This is a genomic window from Dyella humi (assembly GCF_044904605.1).
In the GTDB taxonomy this organism is placed as follows: Bacteria; Pseudomonadota; Gammaproteobacteria; order Xanthomonadales; family Rhodanobacteraceae; genus Dyella_B; species Dyella_B humi.
The window spans coordinates 129,358-155,586 of the sequence record NZ_JADIKI010000023.1 but is presented as its reverse complement, the minus strand read 5'-3'; the positions used below and the strand labels follow the sequence as shown (position 1 = coordinate 155,586).

General features: G+C 61.5%; 22 protein-coding genes. 2 read left to right on the top strand and 20 right to left on the bottom strand.

All coding sequences use genetic code 11. From position 1 onward, the window contains the following. Positions 1-11 precede the first annotated feature (11 nt). Complete coding sequence (locus ISP18_RS11825) at positions 12-2,762, top strand: glycosyl hydrolase family 18 protein (protein WP_380006352.1); 2,751 nt, start codon at positions 12-14, stop codon at positions 2,760-2,762. 161 nt (positions 2,763-2,923) lie between these two features. Here the strand turns inward: ISP18_RS11825 and tilS are convergent, their stop codons facing one another. From tilS to pyrH, 19 genes are all read right to left on the bottom strand, one after another. Further along, the gene (gene tilS, locus ISP18_RS11820) at positions 2,924-4,228 is read right to left on the bottom strand and encodes a tRNA lysidine(34) synthetase TilS (protein ID WP_380006355.1); all 1,305 of its coding nucleotides are present in this window, start codon (positions 4,226-4,228) and stop codon (positions 2,924-2,926) included. A 28-nt stretch (positions 4,229-4,256) separates the two neighbouring features. Then, a complete protein-coding gene (locus ISP18_RS11815) occupies positions 4,257-5,003 on the bottom strand; it encodes an NYN domain-containing protein (RefSeq protein WP_380006358.1) in 747 nt (248 codons plus the stop codon). Between the two features lie 51 nt (positions 5,004-5,054). After that, positions 5,055-6,593, bottom strand: a complete 1,539-nt coding sequence (locus tag ISP18_RS11810) for an adenosine deaminase family protein (protein ID WP_380006361.1) — start codon at positions 6,591-6,593, stop codon at positions 5,055-5,057. A gap of 60 nt (positions 6,594-6,653) precedes the next feature. Further along, positions 6,654-7,610 carry an acetyl-CoA carboxylase carboxyltransferase subunit alpha gene (locus ISP18_RS11805; RefSeq protein WP_380006364.1) on the bottom strand — a complete coding sequence of 319 codons (957 nt, stop codon included), beginning with the start codon at positions 7,608-7,610 and terminating at the stop codon, positions 6,654-6,656. A 102-nt stretch (positions 7,611-7,712) separates the two neighbouring features. Continuing rightward, positions 7,713-8,015 carry a type II toxin-antitoxin system RelE/ParE family toxin gene (locus tag ISP18_RS11800; RefSeq protein WP_380006367.1) on the bottom strand — a complete coding sequence of 101 codons (303 nt, stop codon included), beginning with the start codon at positions 8,013-8,015 and terminating at the stop codon, positions 7,713-7,715. Then, positions 8,012-8,302, bottom strand: a complete 291-nt coding sequence (locus tag ISP18_RS11795; RefSeq protein WP_380006370.1) for a YlcI/YnfO family protein — start codon at positions 8,300-8,302, stop codon at positions 8,012-8,014. Before ISP18_RS11795 ends, ISP18_RS11800 begins: the two co-directional genes overlap by 4 nt. Before the next feature lie 85 nt (positions 8,303-8,387). Then, on the bottom strand, positions 8,388-11,933 hold the full coding sequence (dnaE, locus tag ISP18_RS11790; protein ID WP_380006373.1) for a DNA polymerase III subunit alpha: 3,546 nt from the start codon (positions 11,931-11,933) through the stop codon (positions 8,388-8,390). A gap of 269 nt (positions 11,934-12,202) precedes the next feature. Next, positions 12,203-12,394: a hypothetical protein gene (locus ISP18_RS11785; RefSeq protein WP_380006376.1), complete on the bottom strand. Its 192-nt coding sequence runs from the start codon at positions 12,392-12,394 to the stop codon at positions 12,203-12,205. A 221-nt stretch (positions 12,395-12,615) separates the two neighbouring features. After that, a complete protein-coding gene (gene rnhB, locus ISP18_RS11780; RefSeq protein WP_380006379.1) occupies positions 12,616-13,278 on the bottom strand; it encodes a ribonuclease HII in 663 nt (220 codons plus the stop codon). Between the two features lie 99 nt (positions 13,279-13,377). After that, positions 13,378-14,580, bottom strand: a complete 1,203-nt coding sequence (gene lpxB / locus ISP18_RS11775) for a lipid-A-disaccharide synthase (protein WP_380006382.1) — start codon at positions 14,578-14,580, stop codon at positions 13,378-13,380. 51 nt (positions 14,581-14,631) lie between these two features. Next, on the bottom strand, positions 14,632-15,405 hold the full coding sequence (gene lpxA / locus ISP18_RS11770) for an acyl-ACP--UDP-N-acetylglucosamine O-acyltransferase (RefSeq protein ID WP_380006385.1): 774 nt from the start codon (positions 15,403-15,405) through the stop codon (positions 14,632-14,634). Next, on the bottom strand, positions 15,402-15,875 hold the full coding sequence (gene fabZ / locus ISP18_RS11765; protein ID WP_380006388.1) for a 3-hydroxyacyl-ACP dehydratase FabZ: 474 nt from the start codon (positions 15,873-15,875) through the stop codon (positions 15,402-15,404). The genes lpxA and fabZ overlap by 4 nt, the downstream gene beginning before the upstream one ends. Then, positions 15,868-16,896, bottom strand: coding sequence for a UDP-3-O-(3-hydroxymyristoyl)glucosamine N-acyltransferase (lpxD, locus tag ISP18_RS11760; protein WP_380006391.1), 1,029 nt, complete (start codon positions 16,894-16,896; stop codon positions 15,868-15,870). The genes fabZ and lpxD overlap by 8 nt, the downstream gene beginning before the upstream one ends. 134 nt (positions 16,897-17,030) lie before the next feature. Next, positions 17,031-19,475, bottom strand: coding sequence for an outer membrane protein assembly factor BamA (gene bamA, locus ISP18_RS11755; RefSeq protein WP_380006394.1), 2,445 nt, complete (start codon positions 19,473-19,475; stop codon positions 17,031-17,033). A gap of 176 nt (positions 19,476-19,651) precedes the next feature. Continuing rightward, positions 19,652-21,001 (bottom strand): RIP metalloprotease RseP, encoded by a 1,350-nt coding sequence (rseP, locus tag ISP18_RS11750; RefSeq protein WP_380006397.1) that lies wholly within the window; start codon positions 20,999-21,001, stop codon positions 19,652-19,654. A gap of 183 nt (positions 21,002-21,184) precedes the next feature. Further along, positions 21,185-22,012: a phosphatidate cytidylyltransferase gene (locus tag ISP18_RS11745; RefSeq protein ID WP_380006400.1), complete on the bottom strand. Its 828-nt coding sequence runs from the start codon at positions 22,010-22,012 to the stop codon at positions 21,185-21,187. 188 nt (positions 22,013-22,200) lie between these two features. Beyond that, positions 22,201-22,947, bottom strand: a complete 747-nt coding sequence (uppS, locus tag ISP18_RS11740; RefSeq protein ID WP_380006403.1) for a polyprenyl diphosphate synthase — start codon at positions 22,945-22,947, stop codon at positions 22,201-22,203. 265 nt (positions 22,948-23,212) lie between these two features. Further along, a complete protein-coding gene (frr, locus tag ISP18_RS11735) occupies positions 23,213-23,770 on the bottom strand; it encodes a ribosome recycling factor (protein ID WP_380006406.1) in 558 nt (185 codons plus the stop codon). A gap of 90 nt (positions 23,771-23,860) precedes the next feature. Beyond that, positions 23,861-24,583 carry a UMP kinase gene (gene pyrH / locus ISP18_RS11730; RefSeq protein ID WP_380006409.1) on the bottom strand — a complete coding sequence of 241 codons (723 nt, stop codon included), beginning with the start codon at positions 24,581-24,583 and terminating at the stop codon, positions 23,861-23,863. A 227-nt stretch (positions 24,584-24,810) separates the two neighbouring features. Here pyrH and ISP18_RS11725 point away from each other — a divergent pair, with 227 nt between their 5' ends. Continuing rightward, positions 24,811-25,206: a VOC family protein gene (locus tag ISP18_RS11725; protein ID WP_380006411.1), complete on the top strand. Its 396-nt coding sequence runs from the start codon at positions 24,811-24,813 to the stop codon at positions 25,204-25,206. A gap of 81 nt (positions 25,207-25,287) precedes the next feature. Here ISP18_RS11725 and tsf read toward each other — a convergent pair whose 3' ends face one another. Continuing rightward, positions 25,288-26,169, bottom strand: a complete 882-nt coding sequence (tsf, locus tag ISP18_RS11720; protein ID WP_380006414.1) for a translation elongation factor Ts — start codon at positions 26,167-26,169, stop codon at positions 25,288-25,290. Positions 26,170-26,229: the final 60 nt, after the last annotated feature.

Sequence of the window (26,229 nt, the reverse complement as noted above, 5' to 3'; positions counted from 1 at the left end):
GAGGATATCCCATGCTGACTCGCTTTCGAAGTTTGCTGTGTTTACTCCTGCTATGCGTGCTTGGATCCAACGCCACCATGGCACAACAAGCGCCGCTTGCTTCCCCTCCTGCGGCGAATCCCAACCAGTGGCGTGCACGCTTTGTGGTTCAGGCTGTCGCATCGCCGTGGTGGAGCCAGACACTCGTTGCTGCGCATCGAGGTGGACACTCTCTTTATGGGCAATCCACCGGTGCGCATTGGGGTGTGCCGGAGAATTCTCTTAAAGCCATTCTCGGCGCTGCGACGGATGGTGCTGAAATCATCGAGGTCGATATCCGCTTGACCTCCGATGGTGTTCCCATTGTCAGTCATGACTCGAAATGGGGGCGCGAAACGAATATCGGGTGTGACACCAATAATGGGTATAACCCGAATACAAACACCGGACGGAATGACGCGGTCAATTCGTTGCCGCTCAGCTATGTGCAATCTGCGTCGATGCCAAGCAATTGCTCGCCCAATGGCGGAATTTTGCTCAGAGATGTCGTAAGCGGGTTTGACGGCGAAGTCAGTGAGACCCCCTCAACCTTGCAGCAGGTCATCGACTTCGTAAATCAAAATCAGATTGGTGCGGCTCTTGCATTGGATATCAAAGATCAAAATGCATTCAATGCCGCAGCGCAGGTAGTCCTCAATAACAAGGATACCTACGGTGGGAATTTCGTCGATGACGTGATCTTCAAGGTTCCTTCAACAGGCGTCAGCCCCGGCACCGTGGTAAACACCTTCAATACACATAAGATCAGCTTGTTCTTCTGGGACTGGCAGTACATGCACATCATGCCGGTCTATCAGACAAGCGCCATCGCGCCGTATGCGTATGGGTCTGAGCAAGATACGCCTGCAGCTGATCCCGAATATTGGGTGAGGAACAACTTTGACAGCTGGAACACTGGCTGGTACAGCGACATGCTTGTTGGCGCGGAGGTTGACCTGAAGCAACCAAACGGCATTCTGGCGGGAGCCCTTCAACACGTGGGCGCGCGAGGATTTACCGTCTCCAACTTTCAACCGGTTCCTGAAACGTCGACCGGATATTTCAACGATGGCAGTTGTGCTCCCTGCGCGCAGCTCAACAATTTCTTCTATGACGGTGTTCCGTACGGGCTGCCATCGGACACCGACGATCAGCGAGCGGATCTCACTTTCCAGCTGACCAGCGCGCCGTACACCATGATAACCACGGACGACTATCTGACCATGACCAAGGCGCTGCAGGACAATGGCAGACGCGCAAACCTGCTCTGCCTCACCTGGTACGGTAATGATCGGTGCCAGGGATTGTTCCAAAGCTGTAATGCTTCAGCAGCAGCCGGCAATGAGGTTCCATGCGGACAGGCAGTTCCATGCGAAGTCGGCATGACATGTATTCAACCGGCATCCAATGCTCCGGCGACTAGTCTGGACATCAGTGACGAATTGCTTTCATGGCCTATCCAGGCGCCACAAAATCGCGTGGCTTACTTTGACAGCTGGTCGGTGTACGCAAACAAGTTCTATATCAAGAATCTCGATACCCAGGGCATAGCATCGAGGCTCACGACGCTCATCTATGCCTTTGAGAACATCGATCCGGTGAACCTGACCTGCTTGGCGGCAAATCAACCAACCGGAACAGATCCCAATAGTCCGACCAACTACGACGGTGCTTCGGATGCATACGCCGACTATCAGATGGGGTTCACTTCGGCGAACAGCGTTGATGGGAGCACGGATCAGTGGGGACAGGCCTTGGAAGGAAACTTCAATCAGCTGAAGGAACTGAAGGCCAAGTATCCTAATCTGAAAATACTGCTCTCCATCGGTGGATGGACCTACTCCAAATTCTTCTCTGATGTAGCAGCAACCGATGCATCGAGGAAGAAATTCGTCAGTTCGTGTATTGCCATGTATATCAATGGCAATCTTCCTGTGCTTTCCACGAGTCCGGCCGGTGGTCAGGGTGCGGCTGCGGGCATCTTTGACGGTTTCGACATTGACTGGGAGTTCCCCGCAAGTGCGAACGGCAACGTCGGGAACCATTACAGTCCACAGGACACTGCAAATTACACCGCCCTGTTAGCGGAGTTCCGTTCGGAGCTCAATGCCCTGGGTGGGAGCCATATGCTTACGGCAGCAGTACCCGCGGGACCGAGCGATATCGCGAACGTGCAGGTGGGCAGTTTGAGCCAGTATCTGGATTTCGCCGATCTCATGGCCTATGACTACCATGGCGCCTTCGAAACCAACGGCCCTACCAACTTTCAGGCGCCGCTCTTCGACTCGCCGACAAGCCCGGCCCATGGCACGAAATTCACCATTGATGATTCGGTCAATAGTTGGATCAGTAACGGATTCCCCGCCAACAAGCTGAATCTCGGCATTGCTTTCTACGGGCGCGGATGGACCGGCGTGCCGGACAATGGGACGCACGGACTCTACCAAACCGTAACCGGGCCAACAGCTGCGTTCCAGTATTCCCAGCAGCCTGGCGTGGTTGATTACAAGGAACTTGAATCAGCAGGCACGTTTACCAATAACCTCTACTTCGATCCCACCAGCGATAGTTCCTGGGTTTATGACGGAACGAACTTCTGGAGCATCGAAACGCCGTTCTCTCTGAAGTACAAGTATGCGTACATCATGCAAAAGGGGCTGGGTGGCGTGATGATGTATTCGCTGGAAGACGATGACGCGAACAGCACGCTCATGAATGCAGCTACCGGCAGCTTCAGCAACTAAGGAGCTGCGCAGAAGGCTGTTCCAGCGCAACTATGCTGGGGCGCCAGGTCGAAGGAGGTTGCCGATAGGATGGCAACCTCTTTCGCTCTCCAGAGCGGCAATCACGTGAACATTTCCCCGAGCGACAGTGGGTCTTCGCAGGAATGACGGCCAGGGAGGAACTAGCGTCCAGGCCGCCAACGCGGCTGTACACCCACTTCGTTGAAGATGGTTTCAGCGCGAGCGCTCAGCCATCGATCCGCAACAGCAATGAGCTGATCGTCTTCGTACAGCAGTGGGCAGACATCTCGCTGCCACGGTGGAATCGCTCCGCTTTGAAATAACGCGCGGAGATCACGCGTATACCGGTCGCCGGCCGGCTTGATGCGCTCGCCTCCGCGACGCCAGCGCACTTCGAGCGCGATGGGGAGCTGCGCAGCAGGCTCCAAAGTCAGCGAGCCGCCATCAGGCAACGTTAGCGCTTCACCTTGCCACGACAGTTCAGCCGACGATGACGTCTTGTTGCGTGGAGCCATCGCCCACAAGCGGTTCTTCCACACGTGCACTTCGGTGCCGGGCCATTGAATGCATGGCAATTGACCATCCTGCGCCGTGCACTGCTGTTCAATCTGTTGACGCTGTGCAGTCGTAGGGGCGGATAGACCTTGCGCATGCAGCCAATGCGCCAGCAGCGGATCGCGCAGAGCTCGAGGCAGCGCCAGCCAGCCACGCGCATCGAGGCTGTTGGTGGTGTCGTCACGCAGGGTTTCGAGTGCGGCGAGCCAATCATTCTGCAGCGTGTCTGCAGCCGTGCGGCACAGCTTGGCACTGTGCGCGATGGAGATCGCGGCGTGCGGCCAATGCGCATCCAGCAGCGGAATGACTTCGTGACGTAAGTGATTGCGCGCAAGCAGCCGGTCGTCGTTGGAGGGATCGTGGATGCAGGGCAGGTTATGTGCCTTGACGTAGTCGCGCAGCACCTGCCGCGGTACGTCCAGCAGGGGCCGCCATAGCAGGCCGCGGCCGAGCGGGCGCTCTGCACGCATGCCGCCGAGGCCTTCCGGTCCGGCTCCGCGTAGCAGTTTCAGCAGTACGGTCTCCACCTGATCGTCCCGATGATGGCCGAAAACCAGCCGTTCGTTCGTGTGCAGATGGTCGGCAAAGATCGCGTAACGCGCATGCCGTGCTGCCGCTTCCAGACCGATACCACCGGTGCGATCCACCTTGACGACATGCACGTCGCACGGAAGTCCCAGCGCAGCGCAGAACGCACGGCAATGCGCTGCCCAGCGTGCGCTTTCCGCATGCAGGCCGTGATCCACGTGCAGCGCGCGCAACTCGCGTGCGCGTGCTTGCGGAAGATGTGCCAGTGCATGCAGCAGGGCAGTGGAATCCGGACCGCCGCTGTAGGCGACGCAGAGCTTGCCGTCGAGCTGCGCTTGGAGCGCTGCTGTGAGTGTGCTTGGCAGGATGTCGTTCCGGCTCATGCTCAGGTCGCAAGGTGTGCGAAAGACATCAGTTTTGCGCTGGTTTCCGCTTGTTGCGCACATAGATCGCCTTGGGTCGACCTTCCCCTGGACTGCGCCGATCGAGCTCAAACAGATCGATCGCGGCGATCAGATCGCTCAACTTGCCATAGCCATAACTGCGCGAATCGAAATTCGGTCGCTGCTTGGTGATGATGGAACCCACGCCGCCGAGACCCGCCCAACCTTCGTCGTCGGAAGCAGCATCGATGGCGTTGCGCAGCAGATTGATCAGGCCGCCGTCCTTTTTTAGTTGCGCGGGCGGGCGCGGTTTCAGCGGCTGTTCTTCGTCGGGCTTGGCCGCGAGAATTTCGGTGTAGATGAATTTGTCGCAGGCCGCGACGAAAGGTTCGGGCGTCTTGCGTTCACCGAAGCCGTAGACGATCAAACCCGATTCGCGAATGCGCGCCGCCAGGCGTGTGAAATCACTGTCGCTGGAGACGATGCAGAAGCCATCGAAACGACCGGAATAGAGCAGATCCATCGCATCGATGATCATGGCCGAATCGGTGGCGTTCTTGCCGCTGGTGTAGCTGAATTGCTGGATCGGCTGGATCGATTGCGTGAGCAGTTGTTCCTTCCAGCCCTTCAGCTGATTACCCGTCCAGTCGCCGTACGCGCGTTTCACGTGGGCGGTGCCGTATTTCGCCACTTCAGCGAGCAAGCCATCGGCGATGGCTGGCTGGGTATTGTCGGCATCGATCAAGACGGCGAGCTTGGGGCTGTCACTGGCCATGCAGGTGGCTCCCGGTGGCGGTAGCGAGATGGTATCGCCAATTCGCCACGTTCAGTGCGCTTCCTCGAACGCATGCAGGCGACGCTCCAGTTCCCACTGCGCCGTGGCTTTCTCGCTGCCAGCCAGGAATTGTTGGCAGGCGGCGCCGGGGTGATTGTCGCCAGGTGTCCTGCTTTGGCATGCCTTGGACGTCCACAGACTTTCGCCGGGAAGAAAGCTGTAGCTCAGGCTGTTGCGTGCCATCTGTTTCAGCGTGGAATAGTCCAGGCCGAAGTCTTCGGCGGCGCGCACGTATTCGTGAGTGAGGTCGATGCGCGAGACGCCTTCATCGTCGGTCGACAACGCTACGGGTACGCCATGCTTCAAATACATCGGCAGAGGATGATAGGTCCCGCTTACGCCGAGGATCACGTCATTACTGGTGAGGTTGATTTCCACCATCACGTGATGCGCGGCCATTTCGTCCAACAATGCCTCAGGGCGATCTTCGTACATCACGTCCACGCCGTGGCCGATGCGTTCGGCATGACCGAGCTCCACCGCCTGGCGAATGTGGAAGCGCAGGCCATCCGGCGGCACCAGGCCAGGGGCAAGTTCGCCGGCATGCAGGCTGATGTGCACCTTCGGATACAGGCGATGCAGGTAGTCGAGCATGTGCATCTGCAAACTGTAGTCGTGCATCGATAGGTAACCATCTTCGGGCATGACGAAGTTGATGCCGACCCAGCGCGGATCGGCCGAGGCGAGCTCAAAGCCGAGCAGGGTTTGCGCGAATACGCGTTCGGGAGCAGCGCCGCGCAGGACTTGATACAGAAAGCGAATCTGCATTTTGCAGCCGGCATCAGCGTGGACGCTGTCGCAATGTTGTTGCCGTTTGCGTTCGGTTAGGGCCAGGGTAAGCAATTGTTCGTCGACGGCCATTTCGTCTTTCAGGCCATGCGCAAGCAGCTGCCGGCGCATCGCGTCGAAATCGTCTTGCCAGCCCAGCGTGCGGGCGAGTTCCTTGGCATGCGCAAAGGGCGGCGTCACCATCAGTTCCAGGTATTGCTCGTTCTGCGTGGCAGCGCGTGCGCTCACCTCGTTGAGCCAGTCGCCCGTGTGCTGTTGCGGGGTGACAGCTTGGAAGCGGCCGAAGGTGTCAAAGAACTGATCGTGACCGGAGCGGCCGGCGGATGGCACGAAGCTGCGCATGGAAAAGGCATCGACCAGCGCGTCGTAGAAATGCTGATCGCTCAGCGCGTCGGCGGCGGGGCGTCGGCCATTGCCGCAGTTCGGCGCGCTGGCATCACGCTTGTCGACCAGGCTCGAGTTGGCGACGTCCACGCACAGGCCGTCGGCAGCCGCCTGGGCGATCCACGATTCGGCGTACACCGCGCCGCTGAGATGGTTGTGCAGATCACCGCCCTTGGGCATGGCGGCGAGAAAGGCGTGCAGCGCGAGCGGACCTTGCTGGCGCGCCGTCTCGAAAGCTTTGGCGGTGCGCGCCTCGGCGGTATCGGCAGGTACCGGCACGGCCTGCGCTGAAGCGTGGGCCGCACATGTCATTGCCGCGACGACGAGGACGCGGCGCAAAAGGGAGTGAGCCAGCATGGAGGAATCGCGTGAGTGAACTATCAGGCGATTCTTAAGCAAAAGCCGAAAGGCTGCCAGTTATTCCTGATACGCGCCGTAGCTGCGTAGGCGGTGGTAGCGCCGTTCCAGCAGCTCGGGCACCGGAACGGCTTCGAGCTTGTCCAGTTCGTTGAGCAGCACGGCCTTCAGGCGCACCGCCATCGAGTGCGGATTGCGATGGGCGCCGCCCAGAGGCTCGCGCACCATTTTGTCGATAAGGCCCAGTTCCAGCAGGCGCGGCGCGGTCATGCCCAATGCTTCGGCGGCGTCCTTGGTTTTTTCGCCGCTCTTCCACAGGATCGAGGCGCAGCCTTCGGGTGAGATCACCGAGTAGGTGGAATACTGCAGCATGATCGTGCGATCGCCCACGCCGATCGCCAGCGCGCCGCCCGAACCGCCTTCGCCGATCACCGTGCAGATGATCGGCACTTTCAGCTCAGCCATCTCCAGCAGATTGCGCGCGATGGCTTCACTCTGGCCGCGTTCTTCGGCACCGACACCGGGGTAGGCACCTGGCGTATCGATCAATGTCAGCAGCGGAAGTTTGAAACGTTCGGCCATCTTCATCAGGCGCAGCGCCTTGCGATAGCCCTCCGGTCGCGGCATACCGAAGTTGCGGCGCACCTTACCCTTGGTGTCGCGCGCTTTTTGGTGGCCGATGATCACCACGGAACGTCCGTTGATACGGCCAACACCGCCCACGATGGCGGCGTCGTCGGCAAAGGCGCGATCGCCTGCCAGCTCGTGGAATTCCTCGCATATCACGCCGATGTAATCGAGCGTGTAGGGGCGGCCGGGATGGCGCGAGAGCTGGGTAACCTGCCAGGGTGTGAGCGTGCGGAAGATGTCCGCCGTCTTCACCTTGAGCTTTTCGCGCAGACGGCCGACTTCTTCGTCGATATTGAACGCCTGGCCGGAGCTGGCATGCCGCAGCTCCTCGATCTTGGCCTCCAGCTCAGCAATCGGTTGTTCAAAATCGAGGAAATTGGGATTCATTCGGGCACTAGGTGGCACAGAAGCGGGGCAGTATACCCGGGGCGCGTGACGGGGCGGGAACGGTGGCGTATGGCAAGCCGGGACCGGGCGGGAGGCATTGGCTCAGATGTAGTAATCCCGTTCCCGCTGATGCCGAAATGCATGGACGGTAACCAAGGACTCCGTTTCTATCTCGTAGAGAGCCACATACCCTGACGAACCGAAGGCAATGATCAGCTCTCGCATCAAAGGATGGTCCCTGTCGATCATCCGGCCGACGTAAGGCATACCGGCCAGGACATCGATTGCCTTGTAGATGGCGTTCCGTGCGTGCTTGGCTGCTTCTTGGTCTTCATCGGCGAGGAACTGGTACAAGCGCAACAAATCCTCAAGGGCAATTTCGGTAAACCGGACCTCGCAACTCACCCTTTCTCCTTTTTTGCCTTCCTGTTGGCGAGGGTGTCATCGAGGCGGTCCATCACATGGTCGGCGCTGTAGTACACGCCCGTTTCCTCTGCTTGCGCCTTCGATTGCAGGCCGCGTTGCAGAAATGCCTGTCGCGTTAGACGTTCATGGATTTCGGAGCGGACTGACGCTTCGATAAAGCCCGACAAACTTTCATCGTCGGCCAACACTTTCTCGACCTGCTGCCGCAGTTCTGCGCCGACGCGGACGGACGGAAGTAGGCTATTTTTGGTGTTCGATCTGATCATGTGCGTGCCTCGCGTACTACATTTGCGCTACGTGTTACAAATGTAGCACATGGGGCGGAGGCTGGCCTTAATGCGAAAGCTGGGGCTATTCCCCGTTCCCTGTTTTGACGATCCGCACCCCAGCACCCAGCACCCCCGGCATTCCACGCACCGTGCGCAGTAGTTCGGGGATGGCGTGCACCTTCCACTCCTGCCCGAACTCGAAATCCGCCTGTGCGGTGGCGTTGTGATAGCCGCTGAGCAGCACGCTGGCGTTACCGCCGCGGTGACCGGCGAGGGCTTGGCGGAACTGGGCGATGAAGTCGGGGCCGATGCCGTTGACCTTCACGCGTAGCAAGCGGGCGAAGCGGCGGCAGGCGTCGGCAAGAGTGTAGGCGCTGCGCGCGCGGACTTGAAAGCCGCCGCCGGAGAAGTCGTCGATGCGCAGGCCGCCTTCGACGACCAGTAGTTCGTCGCGGGTAAGCAGCGGGGCAACCTGCTGGTACAACTCGCCAAAGAAGCTCACCTCGATGATGCCGGTGCCGTCTTCCAGGCGCACGAAGGCGTCGCTGTCACCGCGCTTGCGCACGGCCACCACCATGCCGGCTACAGTCCAGGGCGTATCGGGGCCGCGGCGGAAGCGGTTATCGTCGCCGTCGTTCTTACGCGGACGGGGCGGTTGGTAGCGGTCGGCGATTTCACCCAACGGGCAGGTGGCGAGCTGGGCCAGTTCTTCGCGCCAGGGATCGGTGGGGTGGCCGGAGAGGTAATGCCCAAGCGTGTCGCGTTCGCCCTGTAGCTTCTGCTCAAGCGGCCATTCCGGCGCGGTGGGAAGGTTCACCTGCACCACGGGGGCGGCAGCGCCGACCATCGCGCCGAACATGTCGTTCTGGCCGGACTGGCGATCGCGCAGATGCTGTTCGGCAGCCTTGATGGCATCCGGTAGTTGCAGCATCAGGCTGGCACGCGTGGGCGCCAGAGCGTCGAGCGAGCCAGAGAGGATCAGCGCTTCCAACACGCGCCGATTGAGCTTGGTGGGGTCGACACGGCGACAGAAGTCGGCCAGCTCCTTGTACGGACCGCCTTGCTGGCGTTCGGCGGCAATCGCTTCGCACGCGCCTTGGCCCACGCCTTTGATGGCGCCTAAACCGTAGCGGATGACCCTGGGTTCCACCGCTTCGAACATGAACACCGATGCGTTCACGTCTGGGGGCAGCACCTTCAGCCCGATCGCGCGCGACTCATCGAGGAAGGTCACCACCTTATCGGTGTTGTCCATGTCCGAGGAGATGGTCGCGGCCATGAATTCGGCGGGGTAGTGCGCCTTCAACCATGCCGTTTGATACGACACCAGCGCATAGGCGGCGGCATGCGATTTGTTGAAGCCGTAGCCGGCGAATTTTTCCATCAGGTCGAAGATGGCGTCGGCTTTGTCGCCGCTGAGTCCGTCCTTGGCGGCGCCTTCGCGGAACTTGGCGCGCTCCTTCGCCATTTCCTCGACTTTCTTCTTGCCCATCGCGCGGCGCAGCAAGTCGGCGCCGCCGAGCGAGTAGCCGCCGACGATCTGCGCCATCTGCATCACCTGCTCCTGGTAGACCATGATGCCGTAGGTCTCTTTCAGGACAGGCTCGACGCGCGGGTCGGGATATTCCACATCCTCGCGCCCATGTTTGCGCGCGACGAAGCTGGGGATCAGGTCCATCGGGCCGGGGCGATACAACGCGACCAGCGCGATGATGTCTTCGAAGCGATCGGGTTTTGCGTCCTTGAGCATGCGCTGCATGCCCGAGGATTCGAGCTGGAATACGGCGACCGTCTGCGCTTTTTTCAGCAGCTCATAAGGTGCGGGATCGTCGAGCGGCAGTGCAGCGATATCCAGCGGTAGTTCGCCGCTTTTCGCACGACGTTCGTTGATCGCCTTCACCGCCCAATCGATGATGGTGAGCGTGCGCAGGCCAAGGAAGTCGAACTTCACCAGGCCGACGGCTTCCACGTCGTCCTTGTCGTACTGGGTTACCACGCCGCCGCCGCCCTGTTCGCAGTAAAGCGGGGCGAAATCGGTGAGTGGTGTCGGTGCGATCACCACACCACCGGCATGCTTGCCAGCGTTACGGGTGAGACTCTCCAGTTTCAGCGCAAGGTCGATCAGCGACCTTGCTTCTTCATCCTGTTCGTAGAGATCGCAGAATTCCTTGACGACGCGATCGGTTTCTTTCTTCGACTTCTCCGAACGACCGAGCGCATCCGACAGTGTGAGATCGAGCGGACGCGGTGGAATCAGTTTCGCGATGCGGTCGACCTGGTTGTAGCCCATGCCGAGCACGCGACCGGAATCGCGCAGCACTGCCTTCGCGGCCATCGAGCCGTAAGTGATGATCTGGCTGACGTGATCGCGGCCGTACTTGCGCGCGACGTAGTCGATCACTTCGTCACGCCGATCCATGCAGAAGTCGATGTCGAAGTCCGGCATCGACACGCGCTCGGGATTGAGGAAGCGCTCGAACAGTAGGTTGAATTGCAGCGGATCGAGATCGGTGATCTTCAGCACCCATGCCACCAGCGAGCCCGCACCCGAGCCGCGTCCTGGCCCGACCGGGATGCCGTTCTGCTTACCCCAGTTGATGAAGTCCGCCACGATCAGGAAGTAGCCGGGGAAGCCCATCTCGATGATGACGTCCAGCTCGCGTTCCAGGCGTGCTTCGTAGTCGGCCAGCGTGTAACCGGCCGCGAGCGGCGCGTTGGTGAGGCGTTCCTTCAAACCTTCGCGCGCGATCTCGCGGATGTAGCTGGCCAGGTCGTGGCCTTCCGGCACCGGGAAATCGGGCAGGTAATAAGTGCCGAACGAAAGTTCGAGATTGCAGCGCTTGGCCAGCTCAACCGTGTTTTCCAGCGCTTCGGGAATATCCGCGAACAGCGCGGCCATTTCCTCCGGCGTTTTCAGGTACTGCTGATCGCTGTAGTCGCGCGGACGCTTGGGATCGGCCAGCACGCGGCCCTGGTGAATGCACACGCGCGCTTCGTGCGCTTCGAAATCCTCCTGCTTGAGGAAACGCACGTCGTTGCCGGCGATTACCGGCAGATCGTACCCGGTGGCGAGCGTCAGCGCGGCGTTGTTCCACGCTTCCTCGCCTTCACGGCCACAACGGGTGAGTTCGAGATACAGGCGATCGGGAAACAGATTCACCAGCATGCGCAGGCGCGGTGCGGCGGCATCCGTGCCCTGATTGACGGCGACGCGCCCGACTTCGCTTTCGCGACCAAGCAATGCGATCAGACCGTCCGTCGCACCGGGCGTGAGCCACGCGGCGTCGACCAAGGCGCGACCGCCATGCTGGCCTTCGCGCCAGGCACGCGAGATGAGGCGGGAGAGGTTGAGGTAGCCATCGCGGTTCTGGCACAGCACCGTTATGCGCCAGGGGCGCGGATCGTCCGGTGCGCTAATCCACAGGTCGCAGCCGCCGATCGGTTTGATGCCAGCCGCGCTGCATGCCTTGTAGAACTTCACCAGCGCGAACATGTTGCACTCGTCGGTGAGCGCAATCGCCGGCGTACCGGCCTGCACGGAAGCAGCCACCAGCGCTTTGATGCGGATGGTCGAGTCGACCAGCGAATATTCGCTGTGCAGATGCAGATGAGCGAAACGGACGGACATGGCTCGCACGCGAAGCAATGGCTCAGCCTAGCGGGGTGGGTGCGAGGGGGCAAGAATTGACAAGAGCGAGGGGAACGGGGAACAGGGAACAGGGAACAGGGAACAGGGAACAGGGAACAGGGAACAGGGAACAGGGAACAGGGAACAGGGAACAGGGAACAGGGAACAGGGAACAGGGAACAGGGAACAGGGAACAGGGAACAGGGAACATCAAGTTCACCGCGAGCTTCACGTTCCCTGTTCCCCGCTCCCCGTTCCCCGCTTTTGAATCAATGCACCCGGAACCTTTCGTCTTCCACGATCGGCTCGATGTAATGCGAAAGGCTTTCCACATTCAGCGGCTGCAGGTCGTAGTCGAGGCGCTTCAGGTGGAGCTTATCGGGCGGCGGCACGGCGACTTTGGGCGCGCGCTTCTTGGCGGTTGGTTTCGGCGTTGGGCGGCGGCGGAAAGGAAACATCATGACACCCTCCTCGGAAGTCCGATGTCTGATGGTTGTCGGGGCACCGGACGGTAATGGTGTGTCCCTGCGGAACGACCGCTATGCCTTGTTTCGCATGCTGGCGCAGTGGCTTTCCGAATCCATTCCTATACCTGCTCAGATGCGCGCGCAATAGGTAAGGTTGCAGGGTCTGAAGTACGTCGCGCAGTTTGAAAAAAACGTCACGCGAGCGTTCAGCGCGTTCAGAAAAGTCGACCTTGATCCAGCAGCAGCTTCACCGGTGCGAAGCTGCGCCGGTGTTCGGCGCATGGGCCGAGTCGTTGCAACGCGGCGAGATGGCTGGGGGTGGAATAGCCCTTGTGCGCGGCAAAGCCGTAGCCCGGAAACTGTGCATCCATCGCCACCATCAGCCGATCCCGGCTGACCTTGGCCAGGATGGACGCCGCGCTGATGGCCGGTTCCAGCGCGTCGCCACCGATGATGGCGTGGGCGGGGCAGGGCAGGCCCTTGGGCAGGTGGTTGCCGTCGATCAGCGCTTCGGTGGCGGCCGGTGTCAGGCCGAGTACCGCCCGCGTCATGCCCACCATGGTGGCCTGGAAGATATTGATGTTATCAATTTCCTCGCGCTCGATCACCACCACGCTGTAAGCCAGCGCGCGTTCCACGATCAGCGGATAAAGCGCTTCGCGCTTGGCTTCGGTAAGTTTCTTGGAATCGTCCAGGCCGTCGATGGGACGCTGCTCATCGAGGATGACGGCGGCAATCACCACGGGGCCAGCCAGTGGACCGCGGCCGGCTTCGTCGACGCCCGCCGTTCTTTGGATAACGTGTTCTTCGCGTTCGCCTCCTCTCCCCTTCGGGGAGAGGATTGAGGTGAGGGGGGCAAGGCTTGCCTCGATTTTCATACGAAGCACGCTCCGATGTATTGGCTAAGGCAAGGTTGGCCCCTCACCCCGGCCCTCTCCCCGAAGGGGAGAGGGAGTCGGTATGCGCAAAGTTTCATCTCATCGCTCGATCAATTCAACAATCGACGCCGCCGCATGATCGCCAGCATGTCCGGGCAAATGCCCGCGCAAGGCTTCATGCATTTGTTCGAACGCGGCAACGATGGCGCCGCGTCGCTCACTGTCGTGGAACAGTTGCAATGTGGCATGGGCCAGCTTGTCCGCTGTGAAATCATCCTGCATCAGCTCGGGGACCAGCATCGTGTCCTTGCCCATGCCGCAGGCGCGGGCAAGGATGTTGGGCAGCGCGTACACGTCCGTCTTGAGCATGTTGAACAGGCGCGCGATGCGGTAGCTCAATGGCGAGACGCGATAGCCCACCACCATCGGGCGCTTGGCCAGCATGGCTTCCAACGTCGCCGTGCCTGAGGCCAGCAGCACGACATCGGCAGCAAGCATGGCTTCATGGGCATGGCCATCGATCAGGATGGGTGCGGAGTCGTCGCGCGGCCCGCGCGCAAGCTGTGCCTTGAGCGTGGCGAGTGCGCGCGAATTCGCGGCGGGAATCACCACGCGCAATCCGGGCATCGCGGCGGTGACACGTCGCGCGGCATCCATGAAGGTTGCGCCCATGCGTTCCAGTTCGGAATGGCGACTGCCGGGCAGCAGCGCCAGCACCGGCGCATCCAACGGCAGTTGCAGCGCGCGCCGCGCCGGTACGCGATCGGAAACGAGCGGAAAGCGGTCGGCCAGCGGATGACCGACGAAGCGCGCATCGATGCCGTGCCGCGCGTAGATGGACGGCTCCATCGGAAACAGGCACAGCACGCGATGTACGCTCTGGCCGATCTTGTCCGCGCGCTTTTCGCGCCACGCCCAGATCGACGGACTCACGTAGTGCACCGTGCGCAGGCCCGCCTGTTTCAAGCGACGCTCCACGCCAAGATTGAAATCGGGTGCGTCGATGCCGACGACGATGGCGGGTTTTTCCGCCAGTAGGCGCGCGACCAGTTCCCTGCGCAGCTTGAGCAGTCGCGGCAGGTGGCTAATCACTTCCGCGAAGCCGAACAGCGACAGTTCGCGGATGTCGTACCAGGATTCGAAACCGTGCTCCTGCATGCGGCGGCCGCCGATGCCGACGAAGCGTGCCTGCGGATAATGCCGGCGCAGGGCAGCGATGAGATCGGCGCCGAGTTGGTCGCCAGAGTCTTCGCCGGCGATCAGAGCGATGGTTGGCGGTTTTATGCCCGTGGACATGGCCATGCAGCGGTTAAAAGCTCGTGCCTGATTTGACGATATGCGGGGCGCATATCGTTAGCGCGCCAACCCGCGCTCACTGCGATCCAGGAAATCTAGCATCGCGCGCACGTCCTCGCTGTCCTTGGCCTGCGCGACCAATTGCTCGCGCGCTTCGGCCAGCGACAGGCCGGAGGTATACAGCGTGCGGTAAGCGCGCTTGATCGCGGTGATGCGTTCCGGCTCGAAGCCGCGGCGCTTGAGGCCGGTGGTGTTCAGGCCGCGTGGGCGACCGCTCTGATCGTTGGCCATCATCAGGAACGGCGGCACGTCGGCGCCGAGCAGGCAGCCCATGGCAATGAAGGCATGGGGGCCGACCTTGCAGAACTGGTGCGCACCGGAATAGCCGGCGAATACCGTCCAATCGCCGACTTCGACGTGGCCGGCCAGTGCCGAATAGTTGGAGAAGATCGTGTGGTTGCCGATGTTGCAATCGTGCGCGACGTGCACGTAAGCCAGCAACCAGTTGTCGTTGCCGATGCGCGTGACGCCACCACCTTCGGCGGTGCCGCGGTTGATGGTGACGAATTCGCGAATCAAGTTGCGATCACCGATCACCAGCTCGGTGCGCTCGCCGCCGTATTTCATATCCTGCGGATCACCGCCGAGTGAGGCGAACTGCGCGATGCGATTGTCGCGGCCGATCTTGGTGGGGCCCTGGACCACCACGTGCGGGCCGATCACCGTGCCCTCGCCGATCTCCACATCGGCGCCGATCACGGTGAAGGCGCCGATGCTGACGTTCTTGCCGATGACGGCCGATGGGTCGATTTGCGCGGTGGGATGGATCATTTATCCGACCTCGCGGCGCACATCAATTCGCAGCTGGCCACTTCCTTGCCGTCGACCAGCGTGCGCGCCTCGAACAGGCCCATGCTGCGCAGCAAGCGCTTGAGCTTCACTTCCATGCGCAGTTGGTCGCCGGGCACTACAGGTGCATTGAAGCGCGCGTTGTCGACCTTGGCCAAGTAGAACAGGGGGCTGGCCGAAGCGCCTTTCAGGCGCGCGCTGATCTGCGTGAGCAGACCTGCGGACTGGGCCATGGCTTCCACGATCAGCACGCCGGGCATGACCGGATGACCGGGAAAGTGGCCGTCGAAAAACGGCTCGTTGATGGTGACGTTCTTCAGCGTTACCACGCTTTGCTCGGGCACGATCTCGATCACGCGATCCACCAGCAGGAACGGGTAGCGGTGCGGCAGCAATTGCCGGATCTGCTCCACGCCTACCGGCAGCGTGATCGGGGTGGTGTTGTCAGTCATCTTTCTTATCCTTTTCCAGCGCCGACAATCGGCGCGCGTACTCGTCCAGGTGCTTGAAGCGCGCAGCATTGCGGCGCCACTGTCGGTTCTCCTGCAGCGGCACTCCGGAGGAATACTCGCCAGCCTCCCGAATCGAATGAGTCACCAGGCTCTTGGCCGTTATGGTAACGCGGTCGGCCACCTCGAGATGGCCGAGCACACCGGCGTTGCCGCCGATCATGCAGTAGCGGCCAATTTTCGCACTACCGGCCACAGCGGCGCAGCCGGCCATGGCGGTGTGCGCACCGATGTGGACGTTGTGGGCGATCTGGATCTGGTTGTCCAGCCGCACGTCTTCTTCCAGCACGGTGTCATCCAGCGCGCCGCGATCGATGGTGGTGTTGGTGCCGATCTCGCAATCGTCACCGATGCGTACGCCACCGAGCTGTGGCAGCTTCACCCAATGATCGCGATCGAAGGCGAGGCCGAAGCCATCCGAACCGATTACCGCGCCGGGATGCACCAGCACGCGCTTGCCGAGCGTCACGCGCGTGACCAGGGTGACGCGCGCGACCAGCCGCGATTGCGCACCGACAATGCACTCCTGTCCGATGATGCAATGCGGGCCGAGTATGGCACCGTCTTCCACCACGGCACTTTCATCGATCACGCAGCACGGGCCGATGCTCGCCGATGGGCTCACGCGAGCGCCCGGCGCAACCACGGCTGTGGGATGCACGCCGGGTGCCGCGGATGGCAGGCGCTCGAACAAGGCGGCGATGTGGGCATAAGCGACGTACGGATCGCGTGCGATCAGCGCTGCAGTAGGACAGCTATCCGCGGCCTCGCTGTTCAAGACGACGACGCCCGCGTGTGTGCCGGCAAGTTGCGCGGTGTATTTGCTGTTGGAGAGAAAGCTGAGCTGGGTTAGGCCGGCTCCCGCGAGCGTGCCCACGCCGTCGATGAGGCGCTTACCGTCGCCCCGGAATTCGAGGGCGAAGCGTTCAGCGAGTTGGGCGACGCTGTATTGGATCGTGCTCATCCAAGGCTCCGTGGCAATCGCCGCATTGTAGGGGTTCGTTCCCGGCGGCGTGCATCATTTTGCGATTCCGCAGCGTCCCGCAAAAGAAAGCGCGGCATGGCCGCGCTTTCTGCAGAACTTCCGAGCGAGCCGGTTTAGAACTGGCTGCCGAAGGTGAACTGGATGCGTTCTTCGTATTGGCGATCCGCCGCCTGCGTGCGGAACGGGAAGCCGAGGCTGATGATCAGCGGACCGATCGGCGCCTGCCAGTGCAGCGAGACACCGGCCGACGCGTCGAGCTGGCTGGCGCTGAAGCTCTGCACGTTCTGGTAAGCCTGGCCCACGTCCATGAAGAGCGATACGCGCGCCGTGTTGATGTCCTTCAGGAATGGCAGCGGCAGGTACAGCTCGGCCGTGCCCAGCACCTTGAACGCGCCGCCGATCGGCTGTGCGTAGCTATAGGGACTGCCGGAGCAGTACCCGTTGGACAGGGGCACAATGGGTTTGCCGTTGGTGTCAGCGCCTGCGCAGGCGCGCGGACCGAGCGTGTTGTCCTGGAAGCCGCGTAGGTCGGTGACGCCGCCGGCGTAGAAGTTCATCCAGAACGGGAAGGCGATGGTCTGACCAGCCTTATAGCCAACTTGGGGATTCCCGCCACTGGCTGGGGTGTAATCAGCCGTGGTGTTGGCGTACTTCTGAGTGCCGTAGGTATCGCCGTAGCCGACCTTGCCATCCAGGTACAGCACGAAGCCCTTGTAGATCGGCCAGTAATGATTGGCCTCGGCGTTAAAGGTCCAGTACTGCACGGTGGAACCCGGCAGCGCCACGTTTACGCCGGCGGTGAGCTGGCCGCCGTGTGTCGGCGCCCAGTACGAGTTGCGCGTGTCGTGGACCCAGCTCAGCGAGCCGGTCCAGGTGTGTATGGTCTCGTGACCCAACGCGTTGATGTAATCGATCAGCACCTGCGGCGTGTAGCCGTAGTAGGTGTTGATCTTGGTGCTGCCGATGCCGAGGCTGCCGCTCAGGCGGTCGAAGTCGGTGACCGGAATGCCCAGCGTGGTGGAGAACGACTTGGTGCTGTTCGAGTAGCTGGCGTACTGGCTGCCCAGGCTGCTGTAGTCGGCTTTCGAGAACGTCGCGTTATAGCCGATGCTGACGCCGTTGTCGGTCAGGTACGGGTTGAGGTAGCCCGCGTTGATCGAGGTGAGGTAGTCGCTGCGCTGCGCGCCGATGCTGAAGTGGTCGCCGGTGCCGAGGAAATTGTTCTGCGACACCGAGGCGGACAGGATGATGCCCGAGTACTGCGAGTAACCCACGCCGAAGGTCAGGCTGCCGGCGGACTGTTCTTCCACCTTCACCGTCAGGTCGACTTCATCATCGCTGCCCGGCACGGTCTGTTTGTCGATGGTGACGGTCTTGAAGTAGCCGAGCTGCTGCAGGCGGATCTTCGAGCGGTCGATCGCCGCCTGCGAGTACCAGGAACCTTCCATCTGGCGCATTTCACGGCGCAGCACGTCATCTTCGGTACGGGTGTTGCCTTGGAATATCACGCGGCGCACGTACACGCGCTGACCCGGCTGGATATACCAGGTGACATCGACGGTCTTGTTCTGCTTATCCAGCTTGGGTACCGAGTTCACCTTGGCGAAGGCGTAACCGATATTGGCCAGCAATGCCTTGATCGAGTCCGACGTGGCTTCGATCGCGCGGCGGTTGAACAGGTCGCCATCCTTCACGAACACTAGCCTGCGCAGCGTGTCTTCCGGCAGGATCAGCTGGCCGAGCAGGTGCGTGCCGGAGATGTGGTAGATGTCGCCCTGTACGACATCGGCGGCGATGTACATCGCGCGCTTGTCCGGTGCGATGGTCACCTGGGTGGAGTCGATGCCGAAGTCGGCGTAGCCGCGGTCCATGTAGTAGGACTGCAGCTTTTTCAGGTCGCCCGAAAGCTTATCCTGCGAATACTGGTCGTTCTTCGAATACCACGACAGCAAGTTGGTGGTGCCCGATTCGAAGCCCTTCTCGATTTCCTTGTCGGTGAACGCCGTGTTGCCGACGATGTTCACTTCCTTGATCTTGGCGACCTTGCCTTCGCGAATTTCGATATCGATGGCCACGCGGTTGCGGTCGAGCGGTGTCACGTGCGGGCTCACGGACACGTTGTACTTGCCGCGGTTGTAGTACTGGCGGATCAGCTCCTGCTGCACGCGGTCCAGCGCGAGGCGGTCGAAGGTTTCGCCTTCAGAGAGGCCGATTTCCTTCAGGCCCTTCTTGAGATCGTCGGTCTTGATGTCACTGTTGCCGCGAATGGACAGCTTGGCAATGGACGGACGCTCCACCACCTTGATCACCAAGATGTTGCCGTCGCGCTCCAGCTCCACGTCGCTGAAGAACTTAGTGCCGTACAGGGCGCGGATTGCCTGCTGGGCCTCCTCGGCGGAGAGCTGGTCACCCTTGTTGATTTGCAGGTAGTTGAACACCGTACCGGCGGAAATGCGGTTGAGACCTTCGATGCGGATATCGGAAACGACGAAGGGTTCCAGCGCGAAAGCGCTCGAAGAAAGGGAGGCAAGCAGGATCAGGGCGGCGATACGCTTCATCGTCGATTCCGTTGTGTTATTCGGACGGGGCCGCCATACGGCTGCCCCGCTGCATTTTTTCCAAAGCCGGCATCATCCCGGCCTCGCGTTATTCCGCGCATGAAACATGGGTTCCCACGCAATAGGACGATCGCGGCCAGCATTCAACCGAAGGTTGCAAGCGGCGCGCATCCGTCTCACGAGGGCAGGATGATGCGGTGGATGTCGTTGTAGAACGCCAACCCCATCAGCGTGAACAGCAAGGCGATGCCCACGTACTGGCCCGCGATCATGGTCCGCTCGCTGACTGGGCTGCCTTTGATCAGCTCGATAAGGTAATACAGCAGATGGCCCCCATCCAAGACCGGGATGGGCAGCAGGTTGATGATTGCCAGGCTCAGCGAGACCAGACCGAGGAATTCCAGGAAGCGATCCAGCCCCAATTGCGCCGCGGCATTGGCCACCTGCGCAATGCCGATCACACCGGAAATGTTCCGCGTCGACGCCTCGCCGGAGATCATCTTGCCGACCATGCTGAAGGTGTCGGTGGTGCGCTGCCAGGTGAGGGAGACCGATTCGGCAAGTGCTTTGGCCGGGCCGTAATGCTGGATGGCCATCTCGGCCGCTGGCGCCGTCACGCCGATCACCCATTGCGGCGCGGCGCCTTCTATCGATGTCATGCGCGCCTTGACCGAGAAAGTCATCGGCTTGCCGTTCCGCTCTATGTCCACCGACAAGACTGGAGACTTCGCCGCGGCGGCTTTGATCTGGTCACCGAGATCGCCGAAATCCTTCACGGCGTGGCCGTTGATGCGCAGGATCTTGTCGCCCGCTTGCATGCCCGCCGATGCAGCCGGATCACCCGGCGACACGGTGGCAGCGATGGCCGGCGCGGGAGCGAGTTGCAACCCGAGCTTGTCCAGGTATTGCCCAATGTCTTCGCCGGGCGGCAAGCGGTTCAGCGGCAACACCAGCGTGCGCTGCGTGCCGTCCACGTCGCGCACGGTCACCGCTAGCGGTGAGCGGCTTAGCAGCGCATTGGCGACGGCATCGTAGGAGCCGCTCCAGGTGGTCACCGGTTCGCCGCCCACCGTCAGCAGCCGGTCGCCCGAATGGATGCCCGCCTCGGCGGCCAGGCTTTGCGGCGCTGCGGTGACGATCGGTGCGTAATCCGTGCGACCCAGCACGAACATCAACCAGAACGCGGCAATGGTAAAGATGATATTGAAGCCCGGGCCTGCGGCCACGATGGCGATACGCTTCCAGATCGGTTGCGCAGTGAATTCCTGGTGGCGCTCCGCCGGATCGACCTCGCCTTCGCGCGCATCGAGCATTTTGACGTAGCCGCCCAGCGGAATGGCAGCCACCTGGTACTCGGTGCCGTCACGGCCGACGCGTTTCCAGACGGCGCGGCCGAAGCCGACCGAGAAGCGCAGCACTTTCACGCCGCAGCGGCGCGCAACCCAGTAGTGTCCGAATTCGTGAAAGGTGACCAGCACGCCGAGCGTGACGAGCAGCCAGAACACCGAGCCGAGGAAAGGATTCATCAAAGCAAGTACGTCTCTTGGGAACTCAAAGCTTATCAGCAAGCGTTGCGAAGTACCCGCCGGGCAGTCCGGGAGACTGCGCGGTGGCGTACGCTCGGGGTTTGGATATCGACCGCGGCGCGGAGCCGCAGTTCCATTCGTGAATACAGCTGAATGCGGTTCCCTCTTCCCGAAGAGGGGCGCTCAAAGCCCCAGTAACAGTTTCCCCAGCGCAAACACCGGCAGGGCGGCGAACACGCTGTCCAGGCGGTCTAGCAGGCCGCCATGCCCGGGGAAAAGAGCACCAGAGTCCTTCACGTTCGCGTGCCGCTTCATCAGGCTTTCCAACAAGTCGCCGACGATCGAGCTGGCGACGGTCACGATCGTGACCACGATCAAGCCGAGCAGTCGCAAATCATGCACACCCAGCAGCCAGCCGGCCACTGCGGCCACCGCGGCGCTGGTGGCGAAAGCACCGTAGACGCCGGTCCAGGTCTTGCCAGGGCTGATCTGCGGTGCCAACTTGCGCTTGCCCTTACCGAAATAACTGCCGGCGAAGTAGGCGCCCGTGTCGGCGGCCCACACCAGCAGCATGGCCAGGAACGTCCATACATGACCGTACGACGGGCTACCGTGGATCTCCACGCCGGCCACCCAGGCCGGAAACACCACGAACGCGCCGGCCAGCAGCTTCAGGTTGCGATTCTCGGGCGTGGGCGCGGCGGCGAAGGCAAAGTGGCGAAGCCAGACGCATACCAATAGCCACCAGACCGTGCCGGCCACGATCAGCGCTGGCCACAGCCATGTCGATGTGCGCAGCGCCCACAGTGCGATGAAGACCAGCAATGCGACGCCGAGCAGAGCGCCGCGCGCGGGACGACTTTTCACGCCGGCCAGCCGTGTCCATTCCCAGATGGCGGCCAGGAACGCGGCGGCCAGCAGGCAGGCGAACACGCTGGTCGGCAGCAGCAGGATCAGCAGGATTACCAGTGGCGCAAGGAGCAGGGCGGTGAGAACACGCTGTCGCAGCATGGACTTTCCCTAATGCCTGTTCATGGCGCTGTCCGCGCAGCGTGAGCGCTGCGGGCACACGTGTGTGTGGCGGCTCGCATACTTGCCAGGATGTTCGTTAAGTCGCATGTCGGCATGCACGCCCTGGTTACTCCTTGCCCGGTGTACGAAAAGATCCGACACGGGCCTTGCGGACGTCGCAGGCCCGTTCAACGGACCGCTGCCTGGGCAACCTGGTCGCCGGTGCGGCCGAAGCGACGTTCGCGACGGGCAAAGTCATTGATGGCAAGCTGCAGCGAGGCCTGATTGAAGTCCGGCCACAGCGTCTCGGTGAAATACAGTTCCGCATAGGCTAACTGCCACAGCAAGAAATTGCTGATGCGGTGGTCGCCGCCAGTGCGGATGAAAAGATCCAGCGGCGGAACCTCGGACAGGCTGGTCCAGCCGTCGAACGCGGCTTCGTCAATGGCATCAACGGTCAGGTCGCCGCGTGCCACCGCCATGGCGGCCTTGCGCGCGGCCTGCACGATATCCCATCGGCCACCGTAATTCACGGCGATGTTCAAGTGCAGCTTGGTGTTGTCGGCGGTGCGCGTCATCGCATCGACCATGTGCTTCTGTAGCGTTTTGTCGAAGGCGGACAAATCGCCGATGAAGCGCAGGCGCACCTCGTTTTCGTCCAGCTCGTCCACTTCTTTGTTGAGCGCGCGCATGAACAGGTCCAGCAGGGCGCCGACCTCATCCGGCGGGCGCTGCCAGTTTTCGCTGGAGAACGCGAACAGGGTCAGCGCTTCCACGCCGTGACGTATGCAACCCTCCACTACTTCGCGCACGGCCTTGCGTCCAGCGTTGTGGCCGAAGCTGCGCGGACGGTGGCGGGCTTTCGCCCAGCGGCCATTGCCATCCATCACGATGCCGATATGGCGCGGTACGTAGTTGTGCGTGGTCGTGGTCATGGATGGAGAGTAACGGTGGCGGGGACGCCTGCTTCGTCGGAGCACATACCGAAAGCGCATTCGCCAGGGAAAGGCCACTTGTCGGCCCCTTCCTGCCTCGTTGCCGCGAGAATGATGGCGGAAGCGGGGCTCACTCGGCGAGTCTGCCCGGAGCCCGCATGGGGACGGTGGTAGTGCAAGATGGACCCCTCACCCTTCTTTGCCCCTCCGTCAGGTGGCATGGACGGCGTGTGCCGGTCGTACATTCCAGCGCGCGTCGATGGCCTTACATGGACATCAATTCTTCTTCTTTTGCTTTGGCAAGCTTGTCCACTTCCTTGACGAACTGGTCGGTGAGCTTTTGGATTTCTTCGTCCGCCCGACGTTCCTCGTCCTCGGTGATCTTCTTTTCCTTGAGCAGGTCTTTTACGTGCTGCAGCGCGTCGCGGCGCACGTTGCGGATGGCGATCTTTGCGTTCTCGGCCTCGTGCGATACGTGCTTGGCCAGCTCGCGGCGGCGCTCCTCAGTGAGCGGCGGCATGTTCAGGCGGATTACCGTGCCGGCGGTGGTGGGTGTGACGCCGAGGTCGGAAGCCAGCAGGGCTTTCTCGACTGGGGCGACCATGCTCTTCTCGAACGGCGTGATGACGATCGAGCGTCCATCGGCCAGGGAGATCGCCGCCACCTGATTCAGCGGCATGTCTGAGCCGTAATAGGGCACCTTTATGCTATCGACCAGCGTCGTGCTCGCGCGGCCGGTGCGCAGGCGCGACAGGTCATGCTTGAAGGCATCGATGCTCTTGCCCATGCGGGTCTGCGCATCGCGTTTAATATCGTTGAGCATGTGAAATCACCCGTTGGCGTGCAAGCCGGCAAGTATAGCAGTAACTCTTAACCCCCTCTCCACGAAGCGGAAGAGGGAGTAGGCGGGTGGTCAGCTGGCGTCCACCAGCGTGCCGATCGGCTCGCCGCGCATGATGCGCATCAGGTTACCCGGCACGGTCATGTCGTAGATGCGCAGCGGCATGCGATGGTCGCGACACAGGGCGATGGCGGCTGTGTCCATCACTGCCAGCTTGCGTTCGATCACCTGGTCGTAAGTGAGGCGCTCGAAACGTTTGGCATCGTGGTGCTTGGCCGGGTCGGCGGTGTAGACACCGTCGACCTTGGTGGCCTTGAGCAGCAGGTCTGCACCCAGTTCGACTGCACGCAGCGCGGCCGCCGAATCGGTGGTAAAGAAGGGATTGCCGGTGCCGGCGGCAAACAGCGCAATGCGGCCTTTCTCGATGTGGCGAATAGCGCGGCGGCGGATGAAATCCTCGGCGACGTCGTGGATCTGGATGGCACTCATCACGCGGGCGAAGCCACCGCGCTTTTCGATGGCGTCTTGCATGGCCAGCGCGTTCATCACCGTGGCCAGCATGCCCATATGATCGCCGGTGACGCGATCCATGCCGGCCGCTGCCAGGCCCGCGCCGCGGAAGATATTGCCACCGCCGATCACCACGCCGACTTGCACGCCAGCCTGTTGCACTTCGATGATTTCATCGGCCAATCGGCCGATGACCTTGGGGTCGATGCCGTAGTCGGCTTCACCCATCAATGCTTCGCCGGAGAGTTTGAGCAGGATGCGCTGATACTTTAACGGGTCGCTCATGAAGGCTCCGGATAGGTGAATGAAAGGCCGGAAACAGCTGGAAGGCAAGTTTTCCGGATCGCCAATCTGGCATGGATGTCTAGCAATGCAGGCGGCACGTCGACGCACCGTGAGGCAGGCGCGCGTTCGGATGCCTCAAGCAAAACGACCGCATTGTAGCGGAGCGCGTGGCGGACGTCAGCGCGTCATACTTCTGCCTCACCGCGTAGTCACTGCCGGAGTTCGCCATGCAGCACACCATTGCCGCTATCGCACTACTGGTGCGTGACTACGACGAGGCGATCGCGTTCTACACCGGTTGTCTGGATTTTGAGCTGATCGAAGATGCGCCACTGGGCGGCGGCAAGCGCTGGGTGCTGCTGGCGCCGCCCGGTTCGCGCGAGACGCGCCTGCTGCTGGCACAAGCGAGCACCGCCGAGCAGGATGTTTATGTGGGCGAGCAAGGTGGCGGACGCGTATTCCTGTTCCTGCACGTCGATGATTTCTACGCGCGCTACGAGGTGATGCGATCGCGCGGCGTGCGTTTTCTCGAATGGCCGCGCGAAGAGCCGTACGGCACGGTGGCGGTGTTCGAGGATCTGTATGGCAACAAGTGGGACCTGTTGCAGCCGCGGCGTACTTAGTTAGATATCTCTCCTCTGCGGAGAGGGAGTAAAAAAGGCCGCGGTTTCCCGCGGCCTTTCGTACAAACGAAGCGCAGCGATTTACGCCAGGCCCGCCTGCTTCATCACTTCGGCGGCGAAATCCTCTTCCACCTTCTCGATGCCTTCACCCACGGCCAGGCGCACCACCGAAACCACATCGGCGCCTTCTTTCTTCAGCGCGTCGGCGACGGTCACGTTAGTGTCCAGCACGTAGGCTTGGCCGAGCAGGGTGATCTCGGAAATGATCTTGGCGACCTTGCCGCTGACGATCTTCTCCAGGATTTCGGCCGGCTTGGCCTTTTCCTTCTCGGACATCTGGCTCAGCGCGATTTCCTTTTCCTTGGCCAGGAAATCTGCCGGTACATCTTCGGCGCGCACGAACTGCGGATTCATCGCGGCCACGTGCATGGCGATGCCCTTGGCCAGCTCCTCAGAGCCACCCTTCAGGGCTACCAGCACGCCGATGCGACCGCCGTGGATGTAGCTGGCGATGACGCCGTTGTTGGACACGACCGCCATGCGGCGCACCTGGATGTTCTCGCCGATGGTGGCGACCAGGGTCTTGGAGGCATCTTCAACCGTGCCGCCGCCCGGATAGGCGGCCGCCTTCAGCGCGTCGACATCCTTTGCGCCGGACTTCAGCGCGATCTCGGCGACGTTGTCGCTGAACTTCACGAAGTCGGGGTTCTTGGTAACGAAGTCGGTTTCACAGTTCACTTCGACCAGCACGGCGGTGCCGTCGGCCTGGCCAGTGACGATGCGACCTTCGGCCGCCACGCGGCTGGCCTTCTTGTCGGCCTTGGCGAGGCCCGACTTGCGCAGCCATTCCATCGCGGCGTCGATGTCGCCGTTGTTTTCGACCAGCGCCTTCTTGCATTCCATCATGCCGGCGCCGGAACGCTCGCGAAGTTCCTTGACCAGTTGGGCGGAAATATTGCTCATGGGATCCTCGGAAAACTTGGGGGCGCCGGGCGATCGTGCAGAACGCCCGGCGCAGGGTGA

Bases quoted from the DNA above. Each gene is read 5' to 3' on its own strand.
- bamA (WP_380006394.1), bottom strand. From the start codon at position 19,475: ATGAAGCGTATCGCCGCCCTGATCCTGCTTGCCTCCCTTTCTTCGAGC.
- ISP18_RS11815 (WP_380006358.1), bottom strand. From the start codon at position 5,003: ATGGCCAGTGACAGCCCCAAGCTCGCCGTCTTGATCGATGCCGACAAT.
- ISP18_RS11810 (WP_380006361.1), bottom strand. From the start codon at position 6,593: ATGCTGGCTCACTCCCTTTTGCGCCGCGTCCTCGTCGTCGCGGCAATG.
- rnhB (WP_380006379.1), bottom strand. From the start codon at position 13,278: ATGAAAATCGAGGCAAGCCTTGCCCCCCTCACCTCAATCCTCTCCCCG.
- tilS (WP_380006355.1), bottom strand. From the start codon at position 4,228: ATGAGCCGGAACGACATCCTGCCAAGCACACTCACAGCAGCGCTCCAA.
- uppS (WP_380006403.1), bottom strand. From the start codon at position 22,947: ATGACCACGACCACGCACAACTACGTACCGCGCCATATCGGCATCGTG.
- rseP (WP_380006397.1), bottom strand. From the start codon at position 21,001: ATGAATCCTTTCCTCGGCTCGGTGTTCTGGCTGCTCGTCACGCTCGGC.
- ISP18_RS11745 (WP_380006400.1), bottom strand. From the start codon at position 22,012: ATGCTGCGACAGCGTGTTCTCACCGCCCTGCTCCTTGCGCCACTGGTA.
- ISP18_RS11825 (WP_380006352.1), top strand. From the start codon at position 12: ATGCTGACTCGCTTTCGAAGTTTGCTGTGTTTACTCCTGCTATGCGTG.
- lpxD (WP_380006391.1), bottom strand. From the start codon at position 16,896: ATGAGCACGATCCAATACAGCGTCGCCCAACTCGCTGAACGCTTCGCC.
- tsf (WP_380006414.1), bottom strand. From the start codon at position 26,169: ATGAGCAATATTTCCGCCCAACTGGTCAAGGAACTTCGCGAGCGTTCC.
- frr (WP_380006406.1), bottom strand. From the start codon at position 23,770: ATGCTCAACGATATTAAACGCGATGCGCAGACCCGCATGGGCAAGAGC.
- ISP18_RS11795 (WP_380006370.1), bottom strand. From the start codon at position 8,302: ATGATCAGATCGAACACCAAAAATAGCCTACTTCCGTCCGTCCGCGTC.
- pyrH (WP_380006409.1), bottom strand. From the start codon at position 24,583: ATGAGCGACCCGTTAAAGTATCAGCGCATCCTGCTCAAACTCTCCGGC.
- ISP18_RS11725 (WP_380006411.1), top strand. From the start codon at position 24,811: ATGCAGCACACCATTGCCGCTATCGCACTACTGGTGCGTGACTACGAC.
- fabZ (WP_380006388.1), bottom strand. From the start codon at position 15,875: ATGACTGACAACACCACCCCGATCACGCTGCCGGTAGGCGTGGAGCAG.
- lpxA (WP_380006385.1), bottom strand. From the start codon at position 15,405: ATGATCCATCCCACCGCGCAAATCGACCCATCGGCCGTCATCGGCAAG.
- ISP18_RS11805 (WP_380006364.1), bottom strand. From the start codon at position 7,610: ATGAATCCCAATTTCCTCGATTTTGAACAACCGATTGCTGAGCTGGAG.
- dnaE (WP_380006373.1), bottom strand. From the start codon at position 11,933: ATGTCCGTCCGTTTCGCTCATCTGCATCTGCACAGCGAATATTCGCTG.
- lpxB (WP_380006382.1), bottom strand. From the start codon at position 14,580: ATGGCCATGTCCACGGGCATAAAACCGCCAACCATCGCTCTGATCGCC.
- ISP18_RS11785 (WP_380006376.1), bottom strand. From the start codon at position 12,394: ATGATGTTTCCTTTCCGCCGCCGCCCAACGCCGAAACCAACCGCCAAG.